The 19,620-nt window shown below is 33.9% G+C and carries 19 protein-coding genes; 7 read left to right on the forward strand and 12 right to left on the reverse strand.

Annotation, left to right across the window (positions count from 1 at the left end):
- Positions 1 to 77: 77 nt before the first annotated feature.
- From AC4CVH_RS03425 to AC4CVH_RS03435, 3 genes are all read left to right on the forward strand, one after another.
- Positions 78 to 989: a metal ABC transporter substrate-binding protein gene (locus AC4CVH_RS03425; protein ID WP_490786335.1), complete on the forward strand. Its 912-nt coding sequence runs from the start codon at positions 78 to 80 to the stop codon at positions 987 to 989.
- Between the two features lie 109 nt (positions 990 to 1,098).
- Positions 1,099 to 1,890 carry a thymidylate synthase gene (locus AC4CVH_RS03430; protein ID WP_490786336.1) on the forward strand — a complete coding sequence of 264 codons (792 nt, stop codon included), beginning with the start codon at positions 1,099 to 1,101 and terminating at the stop codon, positions 1,888 to 1,890.
- On the forward strand, positions 1,890 to 2,375 hold the full coding sequence (locus AC4CVH_RS03435; protein WP_490786337.1) for a dihydrofolate reductase: 486 nt from the start codon (positions 1,890 to 1,892) through the stop codon (positions 2,373 to 2,375). The genes AC4CVH_RS03430 and AC4CVH_RS03435 overlap by 1 nt, the downstream gene beginning before the upstream one ends.
- Positions 2,376 to 2,409: 34 nt before the next feature.
- Here the strand turns inward: AC4CVH_RS03435 and AC4CVH_RS03440 are convergent, their stop codons facing one another.
- The 7 genes from AC4CVH_RS03440 to AC4CVH_RS03470 all read right to left on the reverse strand — a co-directional run bounded on the left by AC4CVH_RS03440 (position 2,410) and on the right by AC4CVH_RS03470 (position 10,930).
- Positions 2,410 to 4,359 carry a GTP-binding protein gene (locus AC4CVH_RS03440; RefSeq protein ID WP_490786338.1) on the reverse strand — a complete coding sequence of 650 codons (1,950 nt, stop codon included), beginning with the start codon at positions 4,357 to 4,359 and terminating at the stop codon, positions 2,410 to 2,412.
- Between the two features lie 14 nt (positions 4,360 to 4,373).
- Entirely contained in the window at positions 4,374 to 5,102 is a 729-nt protein-coding gene (locus AC4CVH_RS03445; RefSeq protein WP_490786339.1) for a phosphatase, read from the reverse strand.
- Positions 5,103 to 5,243: 141 nt separating this feature from the next.
- A complete protein-coding gene (locus tag AC4CVH_RS03450; protein WP_490786340.1) occupies positions 5,244 to 6,914 on the reverse strand; it encodes an acyl-CoA dehydratase activase in 1,671 nt (556 codons plus the stop codon).
- Positions 6,911 to 8,182 carry a 2-hydroxyacyl-CoA dehydratase subunit D gene (locus AC4CVH_RS03455; protein WP_490786341.1) on the reverse strand — a complete coding sequence of 424 codons (1,272 nt, stop codon included), beginning with the start codon at positions 8,180 to 8,182 and terminating at the stop codon, positions 6,911 to 6,913. Before AC4CVH_RS03455 ends, AC4CVH_RS03450 begins: the two co-directional genes overlap by 4 nt.
- Before the next feature lie 109 nt (positions 8,183 to 8,291).
- Positions 8,292 to 8,969, reverse strand: coding sequence for an RsiV family protein (locus AC4CVH_RS03460; protein ID WP_490786342.1), 678 nt, complete (start codon positions 8,967 to 8,969; stop codon positions 8,292 to 8,294).
- A gap of 66 nt (positions 8,970 to 9,035) precedes the next feature.
- Positions 9,036 to 10,205 carry an ABC transporter permease gene (locus tag AC4CVH_RS03465; RefSeq protein WP_490786343.1) on the reverse strand — a complete coding sequence of 390 codons (1,170 nt, stop codon included), beginning with the start codon at positions 10,203 to 10,205 and terminating at the stop codon, positions 9,036 to 9,038.
- A complete protein-coding gene (locus tag AC4CVH_RS03470) occupies positions 10,202 to 10,930 on the reverse strand; it encodes an ABC transporter ATP-binding protein (RefSeq protein ID WP_490786344.1) in 729 nt (242 codons plus the stop codon). Before AC4CVH_RS03470 ends, AC4CVH_RS03465 begins: the two co-directional genes overlap by 4 nt.
- Before the next feature lie 154 nt (positions 10,931 to 11,084).
- On the opposite strand from AC4CVH_RS03470, the gene AC4CVH_RS03475 reads away from it, so the two are divergent.
- Positions 11,085 to 11,423, forward strand: a complete 339-nt coding sequence (locus AC4CVH_RS03475) for a rhodanese-like domain-containing protein (protein WP_490786345.1) — start codon at positions 11,085 to 11,087, stop codon at positions 11,421 to 11,423.
- A 44-nt stretch (positions 11,424 to 11,467) separates the two neighbouring features.
- On the opposite strand, the gene AC4CVH_RS03480 is transcribed toward AC4CVH_RS03475, so the two are convergent.
- From AC4CVH_RS03480 to AC4CVH_RS03490, 3 genes are all read right to left on the reverse strand, one after another.
- Positions 11,468 to 12,868, reverse strand: coding sequence for an amino acid permease (locus tag AC4CVH_RS03480; RefSeq protein ID WP_490786346.1), 1,401 nt, complete (start codon positions 12,866 to 12,868; stop codon positions 11,468 to 11,470).
- Positions 12,869 to 12,945: 77 nt separating this feature from the next.
- Positions 12,946 to 13,845 carry an MBL fold metallo-hydrolase gene (locus AC4CVH_RS03485; RefSeq protein WP_490786347.1) on the reverse strand — a complete coding sequence of 300 codons (900 nt, stop codon included), beginning with the start codon at positions 13,843 to 13,845 and terminating at the stop codon, positions 12,946 to 12,948.
- An 18-nt stretch (positions 13,846 to 13,863) separates the two neighbouring features.
- Complete coding sequence (locus AC4CVH_RS03490; RefSeq protein WP_490786348.1) at positions 13,864 to 14,778, reverse strand: ketopantoate reductase family protein; 915 nt, start codon at positions 14,776 to 14,778, stop codon at positions 13,864 to 13,866.
- 352 nt (positions 14,779 to 15,130) lie between these two features.
- Between AC4CVH_RS03490 and AC4CVH_RS03495 the strand changes: the two genes are divergently transcribed.
- Positions 15,131 to 15,262 (forward strand): hypothetical protein, encoded by a 132-nt coding sequence (locus tag AC4CVH_RS03495; protein ID WP_490786349.1) that lies wholly within the window; start codon positions 15,131 to 15,133, stop codon positions 15,260 to 15,262.
- A 216-nt stretch (positions 15,263 to 15,478) separates the two neighbouring features.
- Complete coding sequence (locus tag AC4CVH_RS03500) at positions 15,479 to 16,222, forward strand: LysE family translocator (protein WP_490786350.1); 744 nt, start codon at positions 15,479 to 15,481, stop codon at positions 16,220 to 16,222.
- 69 nt (positions 16,223 to 16,291) lie between these two features.
- Here AC4CVH_RS03500 and AC4CVH_RS03505 read toward each other — a convergent pair whose 3' ends face one another.
- Complete coding sequence (locus tag AC4CVH_RS03505) at positions 16,292 to 16,492, reverse strand: cold-shock protein (RefSeq protein ID WP_490786351.1); 201 nt, start codon at positions 16,490 to 16,492, stop codon at positions 16,292 to 16,294.
- A gap of 268 nt (positions 16,493 to 16,760) precedes the next feature.
- Between AC4CVH_RS03505 and AC4CVH_RS03510 the strand changes: the two genes are divergently transcribed.
- Positions 16,761 to 18,674, forward strand: a complete 1,914-nt coding sequence (locus AC4CVH_RS03510; protein ID WP_490786352.1) for an ABC-F family ATP-binding cassette domain-containing protein — start codon at positions 16,761 to 16,763, stop codon at positions 18,672 to 18,674.
- A 37-nt stretch (positions 18,675 to 18,711) separates the two neighbouring features.
- Here AC4CVH_RS03510 and AC4CVH_RS03515 read toward each other — a convergent pair whose 3' ends face one another.
- Positions 18,712 to 19,608, reverse strand: a complete 897-nt coding sequence (locus AC4CVH_RS03515; protein ID WP_490786353.1) for a deoxyribonuclease IV — start codon at positions 19,606 to 19,608, stop codon at positions 18,712 to 18,714.
- Between the last annotated feature and the right edge of the window lie 12 nt (positions 19,609 to 19,620).

Consider the following 19,620-nt stretch of genomic DNA (forward strand, 5'->3'; position numbering starts at 1 on the left):
AATAATTCGATTATCTTATATCATATATGTAAATGCAATTTAATTGCATTTACATATATGATATAGGAGGAACTAAAATGTCAAAGAAAAAGAACACGCTTATCATTTTTTTAATGTTTTCAATCTTGTTTTTATTCGGATGCACATCGGGTAATAAATCAACTACAGATAAAACAAATAAATTGAAGGTCATTGTATCATTTAATGCAATGAAAGAATTTACATATGCCATAGGCAAGGACAAAATAAATATAGAAACTCTTGTTCCAAACGGAACTGAGCCGCACGATTTCGAACCCAACATAAAGAATATGAAATCGATAAAGGATGCAGACATCTTCATATACAGCGGCTTTGGAATGGAATCATGGAAGGACAAGGTCATAAACTCCGCCGGAAATAAAAATCTTGTTTTGGTTGATGCCTCAAAAGGCATAACTCCTATAAAAAATACAGATTCCGAAGAGATAAAAGAACATGGCACCTATGATCCTCATGTATGGATAAGTCTTAAGAGTGCCAAAATTCAATCCAAAAATATAAGAGATGCCCTTTCAAAAGCTGATCCTAAAAACAAAAATTTCTATTACAGTAATTATGAAGCTTTTGCAAAAAAACTTGATGCACTGGATACCGAATACAAAAACAAGTTCTCCCATGTGAAGAACAAAAACTTTGTAACAGGTCACGCCGCTTTCGCTTATTTGTGCCGTGACTATAATTTGAAACAAAACAGCGTTGAGGGTGTATTTGCAGAAGGAGAGCCGTCTCCAAAAAAGCTTGAAGAACTTATAAAATATTCCAGGCAAAACAATATAAAAACCATATTTGTAGAAAACATGGTCAGTCCTAAAGTATCAAACACTCTTGCAAAAGAAATCAATGCAAAGGTCGAAAAAATATATACCCTTGAAAGCAGTGAGGATAATAAAGACTATATAGAAAGCATGACATACAATTTAAAAACTATATATGACAGCTTGAAATAAGAAATATTTCCAGGAAATATTTTCAATAGGATCTCTATTTTTGCTTACTGTACTTACATTTTAGTTAATGTTATAATTTTAAAGTAATATTATGCAAAGGAGAAATCACATGAGCAAAGCAGATAGACAATATCTAAATATAATAGAAAACATCTTAAAACACGGTTATCATGACGGAAACAGAACAGGTATCCCTACTTTAAAGCTTCCCCATCAAATGATGCAGTTTGACCTGTCAGATGAGTTCCCAATACTGACCACAAAATTTGTTGCCTTTAAAACAGCAGTGCGGGAGCTTTTATGGATATATAAAGATCAGTCAAACGATGTAAGAAAACTTCAGGAACAAAACGTACATATATGGGACGAATGGATGAGAGATGATGGTACTATAGGAAAAGCCTACGGCTATCAGATTTCAAAATTCAAACAAATTGACAATCTTATAAATACTATAAAAAAAGATCCTCAAAACAGACGAATGATTATGTCCATGTGGAATATCGAAGATCTTCCAGATATGGCGCTGCAGCCCTGCTGTTATGAAACACTGTGGGATGTCCAGGGAGACAGATTGAACTGCATGCTCGTTCAAAGAAGTGGAGACTTTCCACTTGGAGTTCCATTTAACATGTGTCAGTATGCAGTTCTTGTACATCTTATAGCACAAGTTACAGACTTGAAGCCCGGTCTCTTTACTCATGTAGTAAACAACGCCCATATATATGAAAATGAAATAGACGGAATGAAACTTCAACTTACAAGAAAAAACGATGACTTCAAGGCGCCTTCTCTATGGGTAAATCCTGAGATTAAAAATTTCTATGATTTTTCCATAGATGATATAAAGCTCATAGATTACAAGCACCATGATAAAATAAGCATGGAGGTAGCTGTCTGATGCTCAGTATAATTGCAGCACTCAACCAAAACTATCTCATAGGAAAAGACAATAACCTTGTATGGCATATAAAAGAAGACCTTAAAAGATTCAAAAAAATAACTACAGGTAAAACTATAGTGATGGGCAGAAAAACCTTTGAATCCCTGCCTGGTATTCTTCCAAACAGAAAACACATAGTAATTACAAGAGACACTCTCTACAGTGTACCTTCCAACTGTGTATCTGTAATTCACAATATAGATAAGATACTTGACTTTAAGAACTCCTCCGAGGAAATATTTATAATTGGAGGAGGGGAAATATACCGGCAATTTTTACCTTTTGCAAAGCGCCTCTATTTAACCAAGATAATATCAGATGAAACCGGAGATACATATTTCCCAAAATTCAAATATAATGATTACACAACTCTCGAATTTGAAGAGCATATGGATAAAGATATAAAATATACTTTCATAACACTTGAAAAAAAGAATATATAAGTAAGTCTGCCAGTATTAATGACCTGGCAGACTTTTACTTTTTAAAGCAGTGCATATATTCTTTTACTTTTTTCCCCTCAACTACAAAGGCCTGACCTTTTGAGCAAAATATTGAATCTTCATTGAACCGTTCATCTTGGTCCTTGTTATAACCTATCTTTTCAATTACCTCATCCTGATTATGGCATGAATAATAGCCATCAAAATCAAAACTTATGAATCCTCTTCCTCCAGTAAATGACATAAATTCAGCAGGATAATCCATAAAACATTCTGCAGGACCTTTTCCTTTTAAATATACAATTCCATTTGAAATGTCAGGCGTTTCAAATTCACCATTCAGCCTCTCGATATCTGAAAGTATCTTTCCCATGAAATCAACGTCGGCTCTTATTTTAAAAGAATAATATGGCTCCAGCAAAGTACATGTAGCTTTTTCAAGAGCGTTTGCAAATGCTCTTGAAAAAGCTTCCCTGAAATCACCACCAGATGTATGCTTTATATGTGATTTTCCATCTCTGAGTACTATTTTTACATCTGTAACAGGAGAAGCTGTAAGTTTTCCTCTAAGTCCTTCTCGTGTAAATTTTTCTATAAGATTTTGATATCTTGTATCAAGTCTTTCTATTTTGCACATGCTCTGAAAAGAAATGCCGCTGTTTCTTTCCGCTTCCTGAACTTCAATATAAATTTCGGCATAATGCCTTAAAGGTTCAAAATGACCATAGCCCTCTGCACCTCCAACAATAGTTTCTTTGTAAAGTATACTTGAGGGACCGAACTCCACTGAAATATTAAATCTTTTTAAAACTATTTCCTGCAAAACTTCAAGTTGTATTTTTCCCATAAGCGACATTTCGATACTTTGAAGGTTTTCATTCCATGAAACATCGAGAGAAGGTTCCTCCTCCGAAAGAATCTGGAAACATTCGAGTACCCATTTGGGATCTAAATCTTTATCGAATATGACCTTTGATTTTAAAAGCGGAACCAGGTCTTGTGTAAAACTTCCATTGAAATTTCCAAGGAAACACCCTGCACTTGATTTTGAAAGTCCCTTGACGGTGCACAACATTCCTGCATCTGCAGTCTTTAAATTTATATATTTATCCCCACTGCATATATCTATTCCACAAATTTTTTCATTAAAATCTCCAGTATTTTTTACATGAACAATTACCTCATCCCTTAATTGAAGACTTCCCCCTGTTACCTTTATATAGGAAATCTTGTTTTTGAATGAGTCAAACCTTACCTTGTACACAATTCCAGAAAACTTTCCTTTCTTACTGTAATTTGTGTATGTAAGACAGTGCAGCTTTTTAATAAAGTTTTCTATACCAAGGTCAAGGAGGGCAGAGCCATACATGCATGGAAAAATATTACATTTCTTTATCATATTCAAAAGTCCATGAAACCATACATCTTCTCTATAATCTTCATCTATATATAAATCCAGAAACTCTTCATCTCTCTCCGCCATAAATTCCATAAGTCTTTTTGAAACAATATCTTCATCTCCAAAGACATAGAAATCCTCCGTAAGATTCTCTCTTATATTGTCCTTTATTTCACGAATGCTGTTTTTATGCCTATCCATTTTATTTATAAATATAAATGTTGGAATGTTTTTTTGTCTTAAAAGTCTCCATATTACCTCGGTCTGTGCTTCAATTCCATCGGCAGCACTTACAAGTAAAACTGCATAATCAATTACATCCATATTTCTCTCCATGTCCGGAGAAAAATCTGAATGTCCCGGTGTATCTATTAAATAATAAGTAGAATCCCCCACTTTAAACACAGCCTGATTTGAAAAAACTGTAATGCCACGTCTTTTTTCTATCTCATGGCTGTCAAGAAAAGAGTTACCCCGGTCCACTCTCCCTCTTTGTCTTATGGAATTGGAATGATATAGTATTTGTTCTGCAAAAGTAGTTTTACCTGCATCCACATGTGCAAAAAGTCCTATGACCTTGTTCATCAGAATCACCCTGCCTAAAGTTTTATATTCTTTCCTTTTTCTTTTAGATAGGAGAAAAGTTCATTTTTATCTTTGTTTATAATAAGTCTTTCAGGCATATCTATTTCTTTCAACATTCTCAAGGCATCATCAAATTTTCCTATTTTGAAACATGAATGCGCATCACTGTCAAGTACTATTCTTACATCATTATCTTTGCACAAAGCTGCAACTTTTTTGCACGTTTCAGAACTTCCTACTCTAGACAGTGAAAAAGAACTGTTGTTTATTTCAACAAGTATATTTTTCTCCTTTGCCTTTTTTACTATTTCTTCTGGATAAATTGGGAATTGTGGATTACCACAATGTCCCAGTATGTCCACACATGGGTTATCCATTGCTTTTAACAGTATTGCTGTATTAATCTCCGAATCGGTATTTGGTGTCATTACAGGATTATGGATACTTGCTATCATGATATCCATCTTTTTTTGAAGCTCTTGAGGCAGATCAACATTTCCATCGGAATCACAAATATTCGCCTCGCATCCATAGAGCATTGTAACTCCATACAGTTCCCTTGGAAGCACCTTGAAATTATTGAAGTACCATTCATGTGGCGCTCCCGGCATACTTGGCGCATGATCTGTGGTTCCAAGAACTTCAAGTCCTATGGAAGATGCCCACTTTGCATTTTCAAGAAGTGTAGTATATGCATGGGTACTTGCTATAGTATGAGTATGTAAATCAATAGGATATTTCATCTAAACTCCTGCCTTTCAAATTGTAGATTTCCACTTTTCTAATTATAGTCCAAAAAATATATATGTACAAAGCAAGATGGATGCCAGTTACACGCTCCTATCCACATTTGCTATAAATATCTTCTGGATTCATTATAATTATCAAATATTTTCAAGTGCTATGAGTGCAGCTCCAAGTGCACCCGCTATTTGAGGCTCTTCAGGTATTATTATAGATGCTCCAAGTTTTTCCTCAAGACATTTTACAACACCTGCATTTTTGGCAACTCCTCCAGTCATCATATAATTTCCCATTTTTCCTATCCTGTTTACCAGCGAAGCCGTCTTTGAAGCAACTGATTTGCTTAGTCCATGAATTATATCGGGTATATCCTTGTTGTTTGCAATCAACGATACAACCTCGGATTCAGCAAATACGCTGCACATACTTGTTATGTCTATATCTTCCTTCCACTCAAGAGACAACTTACCCATTTTCTCAAGTGGAACCTCAAGAGTCCTGCTCATCATCTCAAGAAATCTTCCCGTACCTGCGGCACATTTGTCATTCATGGCAAAATCAATCACATTTCCTCTTTCATCAAGTCTTATTGCTTTACTGTCCTGACCGCCTATATCAACGATTGTTCTTATTGAATTATCTATAAAAAAAGCTGCTTTTCCATGACATGTTATTTCTGTAACATCTTCATCTGCAAAAGGTATACTAACTCTTCCATAACCTGTACTCACAATTTTGTCTATATCAGAAATGTCAATATTTAATTTGTCTACAGCTTGCTTGAATGCGGCTTCCACTCCCTGTTTGCTCTTTGCGCCCGTTCTTACTACGGAATAAGAAAGTATCTCTCTTCTCTGGTTTATTATTACCACGTTGGTAGAGGTTGAACCGCTGTCTATACCCGCTGCAAGAACAACTTTTTTTCCACATGGTTCAACAGAAGATTTCTCACCGCCATCTTTCCTTGTCTTCAAGGTTTCCACAAAAGCCTCTATCCTGGTTCTCATCTGACCACTTCCCTCTTCTGTATAATCCGTTTCTATTTTCAACACCGGTATTGAAAGAGTGTCTTTCAAATATGCATACTCGAAAGAATACATATCACAGAACTTTGTCGTGTGATATATTATCCCTTGTATATTTCTAATATTTTCCCTCAGCACTTTACGTCTCTTCTCTATGTCAACCATTCTTATACATGGAAACTTGTTTATAAGGGCTGAAGAATACTCATTTATGGCATCACGATTGTTAATAATTTTAGATGGGACTTCATAATTGCCATTGCATGTAAAGTTAAAAAATATATCCGCACCTGCATTTTTAATCTGCTCTACTGTTTCCGCTCTGGCTCTTGATCCCATAAGTGCAACAGATATGTCAGAGCCCCTTGCATTACTTTCCGTGCAATCTGAATTTACTATGTCAACAAATTTATCTACATCAAACTTTTTTCCCTTAAAGTCTTCCATCGCATGGATGAATTTTAGTATTTCCTTTTTCATAATAAGCTCTGCAGCTCTGCTTTTTTTTCTTGGCACATCAATAATATATACAAAATCGAAGTCACATCTTTGCACCAAAACATCGTAAAGCCTTTTTATACTGTCACAGCAATTTACAAGAACTACGTTTCTCACTCCTGAATTTATGCATTCCTCAAGAACAGCCTTTGCATAAGTGCATATATTTGGGTGCATAAGTGTCTCGGCTTTTTCGAATCCACGTACATCAGGCTCTATCCTTGAAACACTCTCACCGAAAGCCTCTATTATATGTATCGGAGTATATTTACATACATATCCTATCATACTATCACCTTCCTGCCTCTTAATATCTCCATAAAAGCATCAACCCTTGTTTTTATTTGTCCTTCCTGAGCATTTCTCCTGTCTATGCCATCTCCATCGATGGAAAGATATGGTATGCCTCTTTCCTTAAGCGCATTTTTAAGCAGCATAGTACCTCCACTGCACTCTTTACACCCAAATGAACAAAAATTTATAACTCCGTCCACCATAAAGCTCTCTGCAATATCAATTATATTTTTGACCTTTAAATCAAAGGAACCATTAAGTCGATTTTTAAGAAATTTATCCGCCAAAGCTTCATAGGGACTGTCATAATCAATCTTCCAATCAGTATCAAAATTATAGTCGCAGGCAACAAGCTGATATTCCGGATCAAAATTAAAGTACTCCTTCAAAGTATTGCTATAAAAGGGCATTATGTGACTCCACAAAATTCTTTTTCCACTATATCGTGGATAATTTTCTATATCTAAAGCCTGATTCTTATAAAAATCACGCACGTCGCATCTCCCTATTCCCAAATGTGAAGCAAACAACCTGAACATTTCAATAGTAAGAGTATTGGGGAAATATCTGTATTTCAACTTTTCATAAAAATCTTTCATATAGCCTCTGGTTTCATTCTCAATTTGCATGACCTCTTTAAATTTATCCAAATCAAACTTTGTATTCATTATATCCTGCATAAATTCCACTATCTCATGAAGCTGACTGACAACATACTCTTTGGTATAATCATTATATTCATATGGAATATCAAGGTAGTAATACGGTATACCATATTTTTCTGAAATATGCCTTGCAGTATTTAAATTGGCATCACATATCATAGATGATGTAATTATGAATTTTGATTTGGGAACAACTTCGAGATCAACTGCACCTATAAAAGCTTTGTGATAACTGCACAAGGTATCTGAAATCCCGATTTTTTCAGCATGATCCACAAATATATCTTCACATTCAGCTCCCGAAAGGAACGAGGAAAATCCTTCTACAAGAAGCGGATGTATACCCATGGCATGAAGAAGTTCAACAGGTGAAAATATGGTAACTATTGAAGATTTCTCAGGATATTTCATTGGCTTTATAATAAAATCAAGACACAATCTATTCAGATAATTTAGTGATGGCGGCATATCTTTTCTTTTAAACTTTGAAACCGCCAGTTTTTCAAGTGAAAAACCCTTTAAAAGCAATTTTGATGCTTTTTCTGGATTGTCAATATTCTTTTTTATATAATTTCCATAAGATTTAATAAAACCCATTTCAATACCTCCTTCAAATTTTTTCTACAATATTATAATTATACCATGTACGCAAAAGGCATATAAATCTTTTATAAAAAGATCATATGCCTTTAAAATGTATCGAACTTTACTTTCTCATAATTCTGCTTATAGGTCCCACAGGAGATATTATATTTTCTATTTCATCATAAGGTATCTCTATCTTAAAAAGTCCATATGAATATGGTGTATATCTGTATATCTGGTAAAAAAGCACCAGTGAAGTTTGGGTAAGATAATACTCCTGATTTTTATCTATACCTTTATATTCATTGATTAAATCTATATTATTCTTACGAATATAGTCTTTTGCAAGGTCATTTATCGTCTGTATATAATATACTTTGGGATTGAAAAGTTCACTGAATGAATATACATGTCCCGTATTTACATTCAATGTGACAGCACCATATTGGGTAAATCCGTGGGCTGCCCCACGTACATAAGTCCACATGCCGAAAAGTACACTGAGTATCTGATTTTTATTTACAGTTATATCATAAGTTCCAATTATGTCAGTAAAATCCACTACTTCCGGAAGGAGTACCTGACTTTTAAAAAGTTTATCTACCTCATCTACAATCTTATTGTTTGCCTCTTTGAACTTGTCAGCAGATTCACCACTATGGATAACAGGATACGATATACTAAATTCATCCGGCTTGATTTTTTGTTCCTCCACAGCTGCAGGCTTTTTAATTGCTTCATCCTTTTCTCTTCTCATTTTAAACAAATGCCAGTTTTCTGGATACTTAAAATAAATCACCTTAAATTCTCCTATAATTATTTCTACATAATTATAATATTTTATATTTTGCATTACCGTGCAAATCTATGATCGGAATACAACCTCTTCTCTTGAAAACATATATTTTGCAAAAAGTATTGTAATAACGACGTAGACAATGTGCCAAAGTATTACAATCATTATATGCAAAGGGCTGAAAACCCCTGCTATAGCTTCTTTCATAACTGAAATGGCATTTACAACAGGTATGTTGAAAAATACAATGCCTATGTTCTTTGGATCCATCATAAATGGTATGTATGTAAGTATCATAACTGGAACTAAGAATCCTCCGAGATATGTATTGGCTTCTTTCATTGATCGTGAAAATATGCTTATGGATATTTCAATTGAACTTACCGATACAAGCACAAATATAGACACTATACCTATTATGAGAAAAGCACCCATCGGAATCGAAATACTCCCTCCATTTGAAAACATATAAACCATGGATCCTATCATTGAGGCAAGAGTTACAGCAAGAGTTATAATCGCTACAACTGAAATTGAAACAAGCTTTCCCCAAAATATAGACATCCGACTTACAGAAGTCGATAAAAGAGCTTCAAACGTATCTCTCTCTTTTTCTCCTGCAACCAAATCCGCAGCCATTCCAATCGTCGGACTTATCATAAAAATTACAAGCAATGTCGGCAACATTCCAAGTATTGAAGATGCAAACGAGCCATCATCCTTTTTCTTGAGGTTTGTCTCATTTATGTCAAATGGCACAAGTATTTTGCTGCTCATTCCTTTAGCTTCCAGCCTTTGATCTACAATTGACTTGCTGTATTTATCAAATATTTCCTTCACCATGGAAGATGCCCCATATGACCTGTTGGAATCTTCATCATATATAATATTTATTTTCGTATTTTTCTGTTTTTCTACATTTGCATCGAAATTTTTAGGAACCTCTATTATAAGAGATATCTTTCCTTTTTTCAGTCTCTCATCTGCATTTTCCGGACTTTCTATCTTTATGTTTTTCATACTTTTCAGTATATTGTAAACCGACGAATCATGACTTCCCTTATAGGCAACTGTAACACTTTCCTTTACTGAATCCACTGTATTTTTCATAGTAGAATCTATTATCTTGAACATTACAGGATACATTATAATTGGAAGTAGTATTGTAAATATCAACGTTTTTCTGTCTCTGAATATATCCACAAGTTCTTTCTTTAAAATCACCCAAAAACTATTCAATTTCTGTTTCCTCCTATTAAAGAAATAAATATTTCTTCTAGATTATTCATTCCATATTTGTTCTTAATTTCATTGACGCTTCCCTGCTCTACAAGTTTTCCCTTATGAATTATAACAATCCTGTCACATAATTTTTCCACTTCATTCATGGAATGTGAAGACAATAATATGGTTTTACCATTCTGCCTGCACCTTAAAATAAACTCATGTATTATTCTTGCAGCAGATACATCAAGACCTGTACTTGGTTCATCAAATAACATTACCTGAGGAGAGTGTACTATTGACCTGGCTATGGATACTTTTTGTTTCATACCTCTTGAAAATTTTCCTGTTCTTCTATCCATGTACCCTTCCATCCCAAATTCCGATTCAAGCTCCTCTATTCTTTTATTTATTTCTTCACTGTCCATACCATAAAGCTTGCCAAAATATTCTATATTTTCTCTTGCCGACAATCTGTCGTAAATTCCTACTTCTCCTCCAAATAATATCCCTATCTGACTTCTAACCTTAGACGGATTTTCAGACACATCATAATCATTTACTTTTATACTTCCACTACTCGGTTTTAGCATAGTTGAGATCATTCTCAAGGTAGTCGTTTTTCCTGCTCCATTTTCTCCTAAAAGTCCTACTATTTCCCCTTCCTGAACATTAAAAGATATATTTTCCACAGCCTTTACTTTCTTGAACGTTTTGCAAACATTCTTCAATTCTAGCATAAATGCACCTCCTGCTCTAAAGTATATATGATTATACACCAATATTTCAACCATATATCACAATCAAATTTTGTTAACTTATATACCGCATATATCATAATATGTAAATATGACATCATTAGAAGATTCTAAATATATCTGGAGGTAATTACCAATGGATAATTCAAACTTATCCTTTAAACTTCCCTGCACAAAAATCTCAGAATCTTTTTTAAAAGAATTACTTGACTCTCATATTTCAATGATCATCATGGATGTGCGAACTTGTGAAGAATTTGAGGAAGGTCACATCCCTGAAAGTATAAATGTTCCAATAGAAGAATTCGAGGAAATACTTGAGAAATTAAATCCAGACAGGAAAATCACAATTGTCATATACTGCGAGAGCGGCCTGCGATCCCTTGAAGCATGTTATATACTAAAAAGATTCGGGTTTTACAATATATACAATTTGGGTCCAGCTTCAAATTGGCACTCAAAACTTGTACAATAAACAATACTCTAAACCACATTGAGTCTATATGTGGTTTAGAGTATTTATTTATTATTTGTATTCTTTCTATTCTCATGAATAAGTTCTCTTGAAAATTCAGTAAAAAATCCAAGCTTATCTATTTTTACGCCATTTTTTTTCAATATCCTAAGTCTTTCATAAAGCCTCAGTAAAATATAAAAAATCGAATAGGCAACTATTATACCTGTGCCGGCTATCAAACCCGAAAGCTGTCCTTGTATAAAAGGCATACTTAGAATAATTCCTGCAAGACTTATCATTGTAAACCAGAAACAATATTGAAATTTCCTTGTATTACTGCAAATCCGCAACTCGGAGGCAACTATCATAATATATGTAAATAGCAGGAGAAATCCACCTGAACTTACAAGAAAAATGTATACTCTGGGAAACATGAGTCCAAACATCAGTCCCAAAAGCATAGCGAATCCTGAAAATACAATTCCTCTGAAAGGTACACTTTTTGTGTCTTTTAATAGCCTTGGTGCACACCCTGAGTCTGAAAGTGATCTTATCATACGTCCAAGTCCAAACATTGCCGCAAGCATTGTAGAAAGTATAGCAATGAACATAACAATATTTATCATATTTCCAGCCCACGTTATTCCCCATTTATCAAGTGACGCGGCCATAGGACTTATATTTTCAGTCAAATCGGATGATGGAATTAAAAGAAGAATAACTGCAACAGAAAGCACATAAAATGCTGCAAGACTTGATACGGTATACAAGGATGCTTTTTTTACCACAATTTTGGAGTTCTCCGTATCTGAAGCTGCAAGTCCTATTATTTCAAATCCAGCATATGCAAACATAACTGTAAGCATGCTTCCTGCAATTTTCTTTAATCCACCGGAAAAAACATACTCGCTTCCGATTATACTTGTACCTACAGCCGTTCTCGACTTTGAAAATCCAAATATTAAAGAAAGTCCAATTAAAATGAATGATATTATAGCAAGCAATTTAAATGCAACAAGACTGCTTTCAAGCTTTCCTATTTTTTTAACTCCAATAAGATTTACAAGGGTAATTCCAGCTATAACAACACTTCCAAAAATCGCCGTTGAAGTATTTGGAAACCATCCCTTGAACAAAATTGAGAGAGCCGCCGCCTCACTTGACATAGCAAGAATCATTCCCGTCCAGTAAGCCCAGCCTACAACAAATCCGGTTCCATTGCCAAAGGCCATTGATGCAAATGTCATAAATGATCCATTCGATGATTTTTCTTCCGTCATGCGCGACAGTGCTGAAAGTATAAAATAAACCAGAACAGCGCCAAGCACATATGAGAATATAATCGAAGGCCCAACTGCTTTAATTGCTATAGAAGAGCCTATAAAAAAAGATCCACCTATTATAGTACCGAGGGCCATCATTGTAAGTTCTGCCGCAGACAGCCCTCTTTTCTTGTTTTCCACTTAATACCACCTCAAATCAATATAATCTCAGTAGTATTATGTTATAAAATTCAAGAAAAAATTCTATAATAAAAAGCTCATCTTAAAACTCTTGAATATTTAAGTACTCCATTAGAAACATACTTGCATATCATGCCTATCTCTTCCAGATATTCCAGATACGATCTAAGCATTCTTTCTATAACATTGTATTTGTATATATTTTTCACAGGTATTTCAAAATTCTTTACAACAGACTGAAATATATCGTCAAACTTCATATCATGACTTATGCTTTCCAGTATTTTATCAGCCCTTTTTTTATAAAAATCTATGTTACTGTCTATAAGTTTCACAATATCTTCATATATTCCCTTGTGTGCTATTATATATTTGCTGCATTTAAGTTCATGCAGTCTTTCTTTGCTTTCAAGATCCTGCTTAAGCATATATGCATATGGCATTTTTGCACTTTTCATAACTTCACGGCTTATAAGAGCATCTCCAAGGTATGCAACATTGTCTGGAGTTATTATGCATATATGTCCCGGACTGTGCCCCGGTGTATCTAAAATGCCGAATTTTATTCCACACAGCTCTACAGACTTTTGTCCCGGATGAATCATTACGTCGGTTCTGCATATCATGTTTTCAAAATGTCGTTCTACATCCGTCAAAGTTAAAGCTCCGTAATAAACTTTCAGTGCAACTGCCGAACTGCATGTAAAGGCCTCATAGTAAGGCATAGCAATTCTGCAGCCGTACTTATCCGCCAGATGGGAATTGTTGCCGACATGATCTATATGTGCATGAGTGCATATTATAGCCCGAACTCGAAGATTGTTTTCTTCCAAAATATCATCTATTATTTTAGTGCCAGCACCTGCAAGTCCCGAATCAAGCATTATTATATTTTCATTGTCTATTTTATAAAATGGTACATCTGCTATTCCTGTATCAATATAAAATGTATTACCACAAATATTATTTAATTTCATAGTTATTCAAACAAACCCCTAACTTTTTTGAATTACTTTTATTATATTAAAAAGCATATTATTTACTGGAGTATCCATTCCATATTTTTTTCCAAGCCTGCATACAGTACCTGCAAACATATCAACTTCGGTTTCCCTTTTGTATTTTATATCCTGAAACATGGATGTTCCACTATTTTCAGGCATTGTTTGGAGTACTTCATGCCACTTTTCAATGTCTTTTTCAGATAGGTCCGCCCCAGCCTTTTTTGACAATTTTACTACTTCCATCATGGCCGAATCCATTATTTCTCTTGCATAATTATTTTTCTGGAACAATCCATAAGTTCCACCCAAAACCGCCGAAGACTGGTTTATTCCCACATTTATCATAAACTTATACCACATAGTTTTTATCATATTCTCCGGTATTTTGTACTGAATTCCAACTTTATCGAAAAGCTCCTTTACTGCCGCCACTTTTTTTGAATAACCTTCATTATATGCTTCTCCAAAGGCTATAGTCCCAGGCTTTGAAAAAGTTATCTTGTTTTTATAACGGCTACCATCTATGGCGATACACATGGAATAAAGCATTTTATTCATTCCATATCTGTCGCCTATAATTTTTTCGCTTGTAATTCCATTCATTAGAGACATTATAATAGTATCATCGCCGACATAATTTTTAATATCTTCAACTGCCCGTTCCAGTTGATTTGATTTAACGGATATAATTACAAGATCTGCCTCTTCACCCTTTTTTGCAGGATCTGTATATGTAAAATCATAATGTTTTCCGTTTATTATAAATCCATCTTTCCTATACCTCTCAGCTCTTTCCCCTCCAGCTATCATCTTAATCATGCCAGGGTCCCAATCGTAAATTTTACTGTTATAAGCGCATCCTATTGCCCCAAGGCCTATTGCCACTACATTATTTATAGATCTCATATTAATCCCCCCAAACAATTAGTCAGTTCAATTCTAACACATTTTAAAATATTCTTATACTTTTTTCCTTAAATTCCAAGTAAATTTCCCGTTTATAAATTAAATAAATTTTCAGTTAAATAAATCAAACGATATAATTATAAATGCAAATTATATTAGTCGTTTAGACCCATATGTACTTGAATATTGTTTCAAATTGTTAAATTATATACCTTTAAGCTATTATATCAGAAAATTTAATATAATATGTTTTTTAAAAGTACAGTCTTTAAAACTTTTATTTTCTTTCAATATTGAATTGACACATCTACCCCTTAGTTGTATAATATATGCATTGAAAGGAAGTGATAGTTTGAAGAAACTCAATAATAAAAATTTAATGATTATAACTCCTGAAGTTATAAAAGAATGTTTATGTGAATCTTTCGGAATAGACGAGCTCATTACAAAATCACATAAAAACAACAAAAAGCTTTCTCGCTAGCCTTTTTACCTCCTTTTCCATTTCTTGAATGGAACTTTGGTAAAAAAGGCATTTTTCATATGAATTCCATGTCTTCATTTTTTATTTATTATCTTTATCTCCACCATTTCCTTTAATTTTACACAATTTTATATTGAATATATATTCAATTAAGGATAAAATAATATAATATGAACAGTTAATTTAAAATCATATTATATTGAGAGTGATACTTTTATGTTTACAAGCTTACTCAGGGGCATAGCTATAGGGCTGATTACCGGAATGCCTGTAGGACCTATAGGTGCACTATGCCTAAAAAACACTTTGAATTTCGGCAAAAACTGTGGACTTGTATCAGGGCTTGGTTCTTCTTTTGCAGACAGCATATACGCTGTAATTGCTGTATTAAGTATTTTTATAGTACAAAAATTCATAGTAGTACATGGATTTATTTTTAAAACAGCCGGAGGGATGATTCTCATTTTCTTTGGAATTTACATTTACTTTAAAGAAAGCGGCAAAAAAAGTCTTCGAAAGAGAGACATGTCTATTGAATCTTCTTTTCCAAATCAAAATCCTCTTTTCAAGGCTTTTACCTCAACTTTTTTACTGGCTCTTGCAAATCCTGCTACAATATTTTCATTTATAGCAGTATTTACAGGACTTAGATTTGCTCATGTTGAAAATGGTCCAAACAGCAAAATACTTCTTGTCATAGGAGTATTTATAGGAAGCCTGCTATGGTGGATTGCTATTGTATTTACAGCCAGCAGTCTCAGCAAAAAAATAACTGTAGAACATACAAATAAAATAAACAAAATATTGAATTTCATAATAATAGCTTGTGGTATCCTAATACTTTTAAGTGCATTCCACATATCTGATTTTTTTGGTCATGATGTAATGAATATACATAGAAAACTTTTTAGAATGTTTTTCAACACAAAACCCAGGATGCCCATGATACCCGGCCCATAAATTTAACAGGACTTCAAAAAAGCCTTCAGATAAACAAGCTATCTGAAGACTTTTTTTGTCATCCGTAAATTAGCCAACGATGTTGATGTTTTCTGCCTGAGGTCCTTTTTGTCCCTGAACTACATCGTAAGAAACTTTCTGTCCCTCTTCCAATGTTTTGTAGCCGTCAACGTTTATTTGTGAAAAATGTGCGAAAACATCTTTTCCATCTTCTCCTGTAATAAATCCAAATCCTTTTTCTGCATTAAACCATTTTACTGTACCTGTCATTTGATCAATACCTCCGAAATCTTATTTTTCTTAAACTCTCTGTAATAATACACCAATAAAATTTCGAATTTAACATACTATTTACTAAGTACTAATTGAAATATATATCTGTGTTTAAATTATTTACGGTTCATTTAAGTTACAGAAATATGATATCACTGCTTTAAATATAAATCAAGTTATTTTTTAAAATTTTATTCGTTACTTCTGCGTCTTGTTTGCTTATGATATACTAGGTTTGGAAAGTACAGAAGGATGTGTAATAATAATGAATCTATTAACAGCAGAAAATATAAATAAAAGCTATAGCGAGAAACCAATTTTGAAAAATATATCTTTAGGTATAAATACCGGAGATAAAATAGGAATAGTCGGCACAAACGGAACAGGTAAATCCACACTTTTAAAAATAATTTCAGGACTGGATGCTCCTGACAGCGGTGAAGTTATAAAGTCGAACACCACCTCCATAGGGTATCTTCCTCAAAAATTTGAATTCGACAATAATTCTGATACAACTGCCATCAAATATATATTTGAAGGTGAGTCCCCTTTAATGAATCTTCTTAGAAAATATGAGACTACAGCTGAATTTTTAAAAAGTGATCCCAAAAATGAAAAACTTCAAAAACAATTTATTGACCTAAATTCTCAAATGGATGCACAGGACGCCTGGAAAGCAGAGAGCCTTGCCAAAACAGTACTGTCAAAGCTTGGCATAAACAATCTTGATCAAAAGATAATAAACATGTCCGGTGGTCAAAAAAAACGTCTTGCCCTTTCATCTACCCTTATAAATCCATCAAATCTTTTAATGCTTGATGAACCTACAAATCATCTTGATGATGAAGCCATCGAGTGGCTGGAAGAATTTTTAAAATCTAATGCCAATACTGTTGTTATGGTAACCCACGACAGATTTTTTCTTGATAGAATTACTAACAAAATACTTGAACTTGATAATGGAAATCTGTACAGCTTCACAGGAAATTATACATATTTTCTTGAAAAAAAAGTGGAACGCATTGAAAATGAAAATTCAAGAGAACAAAAACGAAAAAAGCTTATGAAAAAAGAACTTGAATGGATAAAAAGAGGCGCAAAGGCAAGAAGTACAAAACAAAAAGCAAGAATAGAACGATTCGAAATTATGAAAAATGAGGATGCCCCATTACATAAATCAAACATTGACATAAGTATAGAAAGTGCACGTCTCGGTAAAAAAATTATAAACATGAACAACATAGGAAAACACTTTGGTGACAACCTGATAATAAAAAATTTCTCATATAATATACTTAAAGATGATAGAATCGGGATCATAGGTTCAAATGGATGCGGTAAATCCACTCTTATGAATATGATAAGCGGTAAAATCCAGCCTGATTGTGGCAGTATAGATGTAGGTAACACTGTAAAGATAGGTTATTATTCTCAAAACATTGTGGATATGAACCCTCAGGATAGAGTTCTTGAATATATATCCGGCAAATCTCACTACATAGTAAATGCTTCTGGAGATAAAATAAGTGCTTCCGTAATGCTTGAAAAGTTTTTATTTGATCCTGAACTCCAGTGGGCACCTCTCTCCAAACTCTCCGGTGGAGAAAAAAGAAGATTATATCTTCTCAAGGTGCTTATGGAATATCCAAATGTACTCCTGCTTGATGAACCAACAAATGATCTTGATATTGAGACTCTTGAAATACTTGAAGATTATATTGAAGACTTCAGAGGTCCTGTTATAACTGTCTCCCACGACAGGTATTTTCTAGACAAAGTTACAAATAAGTTGTTTGTATTTGAAAAAGACAGTACTCTCTCCCAATATACGGGAACATATTCTTATTATAGAAAAAACTTGAAGGATGAAAACAGGCAAAAGTATAGCGGAGTCAAAAAACAAAAGAAGAGTGTAAATTCAAGTACCCAAAATATGCCTAGATTTACCTACAAGGAAAAAATGGAATTTGAAAGTATAGACGAAACAATTGAAAATCTTGAAAATGCACTTTCTGAGAAAAAGGATGAAATATCACAGGTTTCCTCAGATTACATTCTTCTTCAAAAGCTTACAGAAGAGAAGACATCCATTGAAAAAGAACTCGAAGAAAAGATGAACCGCTGGGAATATCTAAACGAGCTAAATGAAAACATTCAGCAGTCTCGCAAAAATCATTAATTTGTACTTCAATTTTTTAAAGCGGCTAAATAAATATTTAGCCGCTTAACATATCTTCTTTAATATGTTCATTAAATTTTCCACACTTCAACATGACTATTTCATATCTGTAGGGCGGTATTTTCTCTCCACAATCAACCTTTAAATACGGGGTTTCAAGAATTTTTGGTACATTTCTCAATTTATCATGGTTTGCAATATACGAAAGCGCATTAAAACCAATCTTTCCAAAACCTATCATTTCATGTCTGTCTTTTCTTGAACCTCTGTCATTTTTACTATCATTCAAGTGTACGACTGCAAGTCTGTCAATTCCTATAATTTTATCAAATTTTTGAAGTACTCCATCAAAATCATTCACTATATCATAACCTGCATCATTTACATGACACGTGTCAAAACATACTGAAAGTTTTTCATTATACCCTACTCCATCTATTATTTCTGCAATTTCTTCAAAGCTTCTGCCACATTCAGAACCTTTACCTGCCATTGTTTCAAGGGCTATGTTCACAGATTGATCCTTCAAAATAACTTCATTTAGGCCCTTTACAATCTGCTTTATTCCATTCTCCGACCCGGCACCTACATGAGCCCCAGGATGAAGAACTATGTTTTTAACACCGTATATCGAAGATGCCCTGTCTATCTCCTGTTTCAGGAAATCTACACCAAGCCTGAAAGTTGAAGCTTTAACACTGTTTCCAAGATTTATAATATAAGGCGCGTGAACTACTATTTCAGATATTCCATTCTCCTTCATTTTTTGTGAAGCTTCTTTTATCTTAAACTCCGAAATATCCTTTCTTGAAGTATTCTGAGGTGCACCCGTATATATCATAAAAGTATCTGCACCATAGGAAAGCGCCTCATCTACAGATCCTAGAAGCATATTTTTTCCTTTCATTGAAACATGGGAACCTATCTTGATCATACTATACCTGAA

This window comes from Clostridium pabulibutyricum, assembly GCF_058242705.1.

Coding starts and splice junctions, on each gene's coding strand:
- AC4CVH_RS03445 (WP_490786339.1), bottom strand. CDS start 5,102: ATGAAATATCCTATTGATTTACATACTCATACTATAGCAAGTACCCAT.
- AC4CVH_RS03470 (WP_490786344.1), bottom strand. CDS start 10,930: ATGCTAGAATTGAAGAATGTTTGCAAAACGTTCAAGAAAGTAAAGGCT.
- AC4CVH_RS03475 (WP_490786345.1), top strand. CDS start 11,085: ATGGATAATTCAAACTTATCCTTTAAACTTCCCTGCACAAAAATCTCA.
- AC4CVH_RS03515 (WP_490786353.1), bottom strand. CDS start 19,608: ATGATCAAGATAGGTTCCCATGTTTCAATGAAAGGAAAAAATATGCTT.
- AC4CVH_RS03505 (WP_490786351.1), bottom strand. CDS start 16,492: ATGACAGGTACAGTAAAATGGTTTAATGCAGAAAAAGGATTTGGATTT.
- AC4CVH_RS03450 (WP_490786340.1), bottom strand. CDS start 6,914: ATGATAGGATATGTATGTAAATATACTCCGATACATATAATAGAGGCT.
- AC4CVH_RS03435 (WP_490786337.1), top strand. CDS start 1,890: ATGCTCAGTATAATTGCAGCACTCAACCAAAACTATCTCATAGGAAAA.
- AC4CVH_RS03500 (WP_490786350.1), top strand. CDS start 15,479: ATGTTTACAAGCTTACTCAGGGGCATAGCTATAGGGCTGATTACCGGA.
- AC4CVH_RS03485 (WP_490786347.1), bottom strand. CDS start 13,845: ATGAAATTAAATAATATTTGTGGTAATACATTTTATATTGATACAGGA.
- AC4CVH_RS03455 (WP_490786341.1), bottom strand. CDS start 8,182: ATGGGTTTTATTAAATCTTATGGAAATTATATAAAAAAGAATATTGAC.
- AC4CVH_RS03440 (WP_490786338.1), bottom strand. CDS start 4,359: ATGAACAAGGTCATAGGACTTTTTGCACATGTGGATGCAGGTAAAACT.
- AC4CVH_RS03510 (WP_490786352.1), top strand. CDS start 16,761: ATGAATCTATTAACAGCAGAAAATATAAATAAAAGCTATAGCGAGAAA.
- AC4CVH_RS03425 (WP_490786335.1), top strand. CDS start 78: ATGTCAAAGAAAAAGAACACGCTTATCATTTTTTTAATGTTTTCAATC.
- AC4CVH_RS03490 (WP_490786348.1), bottom strand. CDS start 14,778: ATGAGATCTATAAATAATGTAGTGGCAATAGGCCTTGGGGCAATAGGA.
- AC4CVH_RS03430 (WP_490786336.1), top strand. CDS start 1,099: ATGAGCAAAGCAGATAGACAATATCTAAATATAATAGAAAACATCTTA.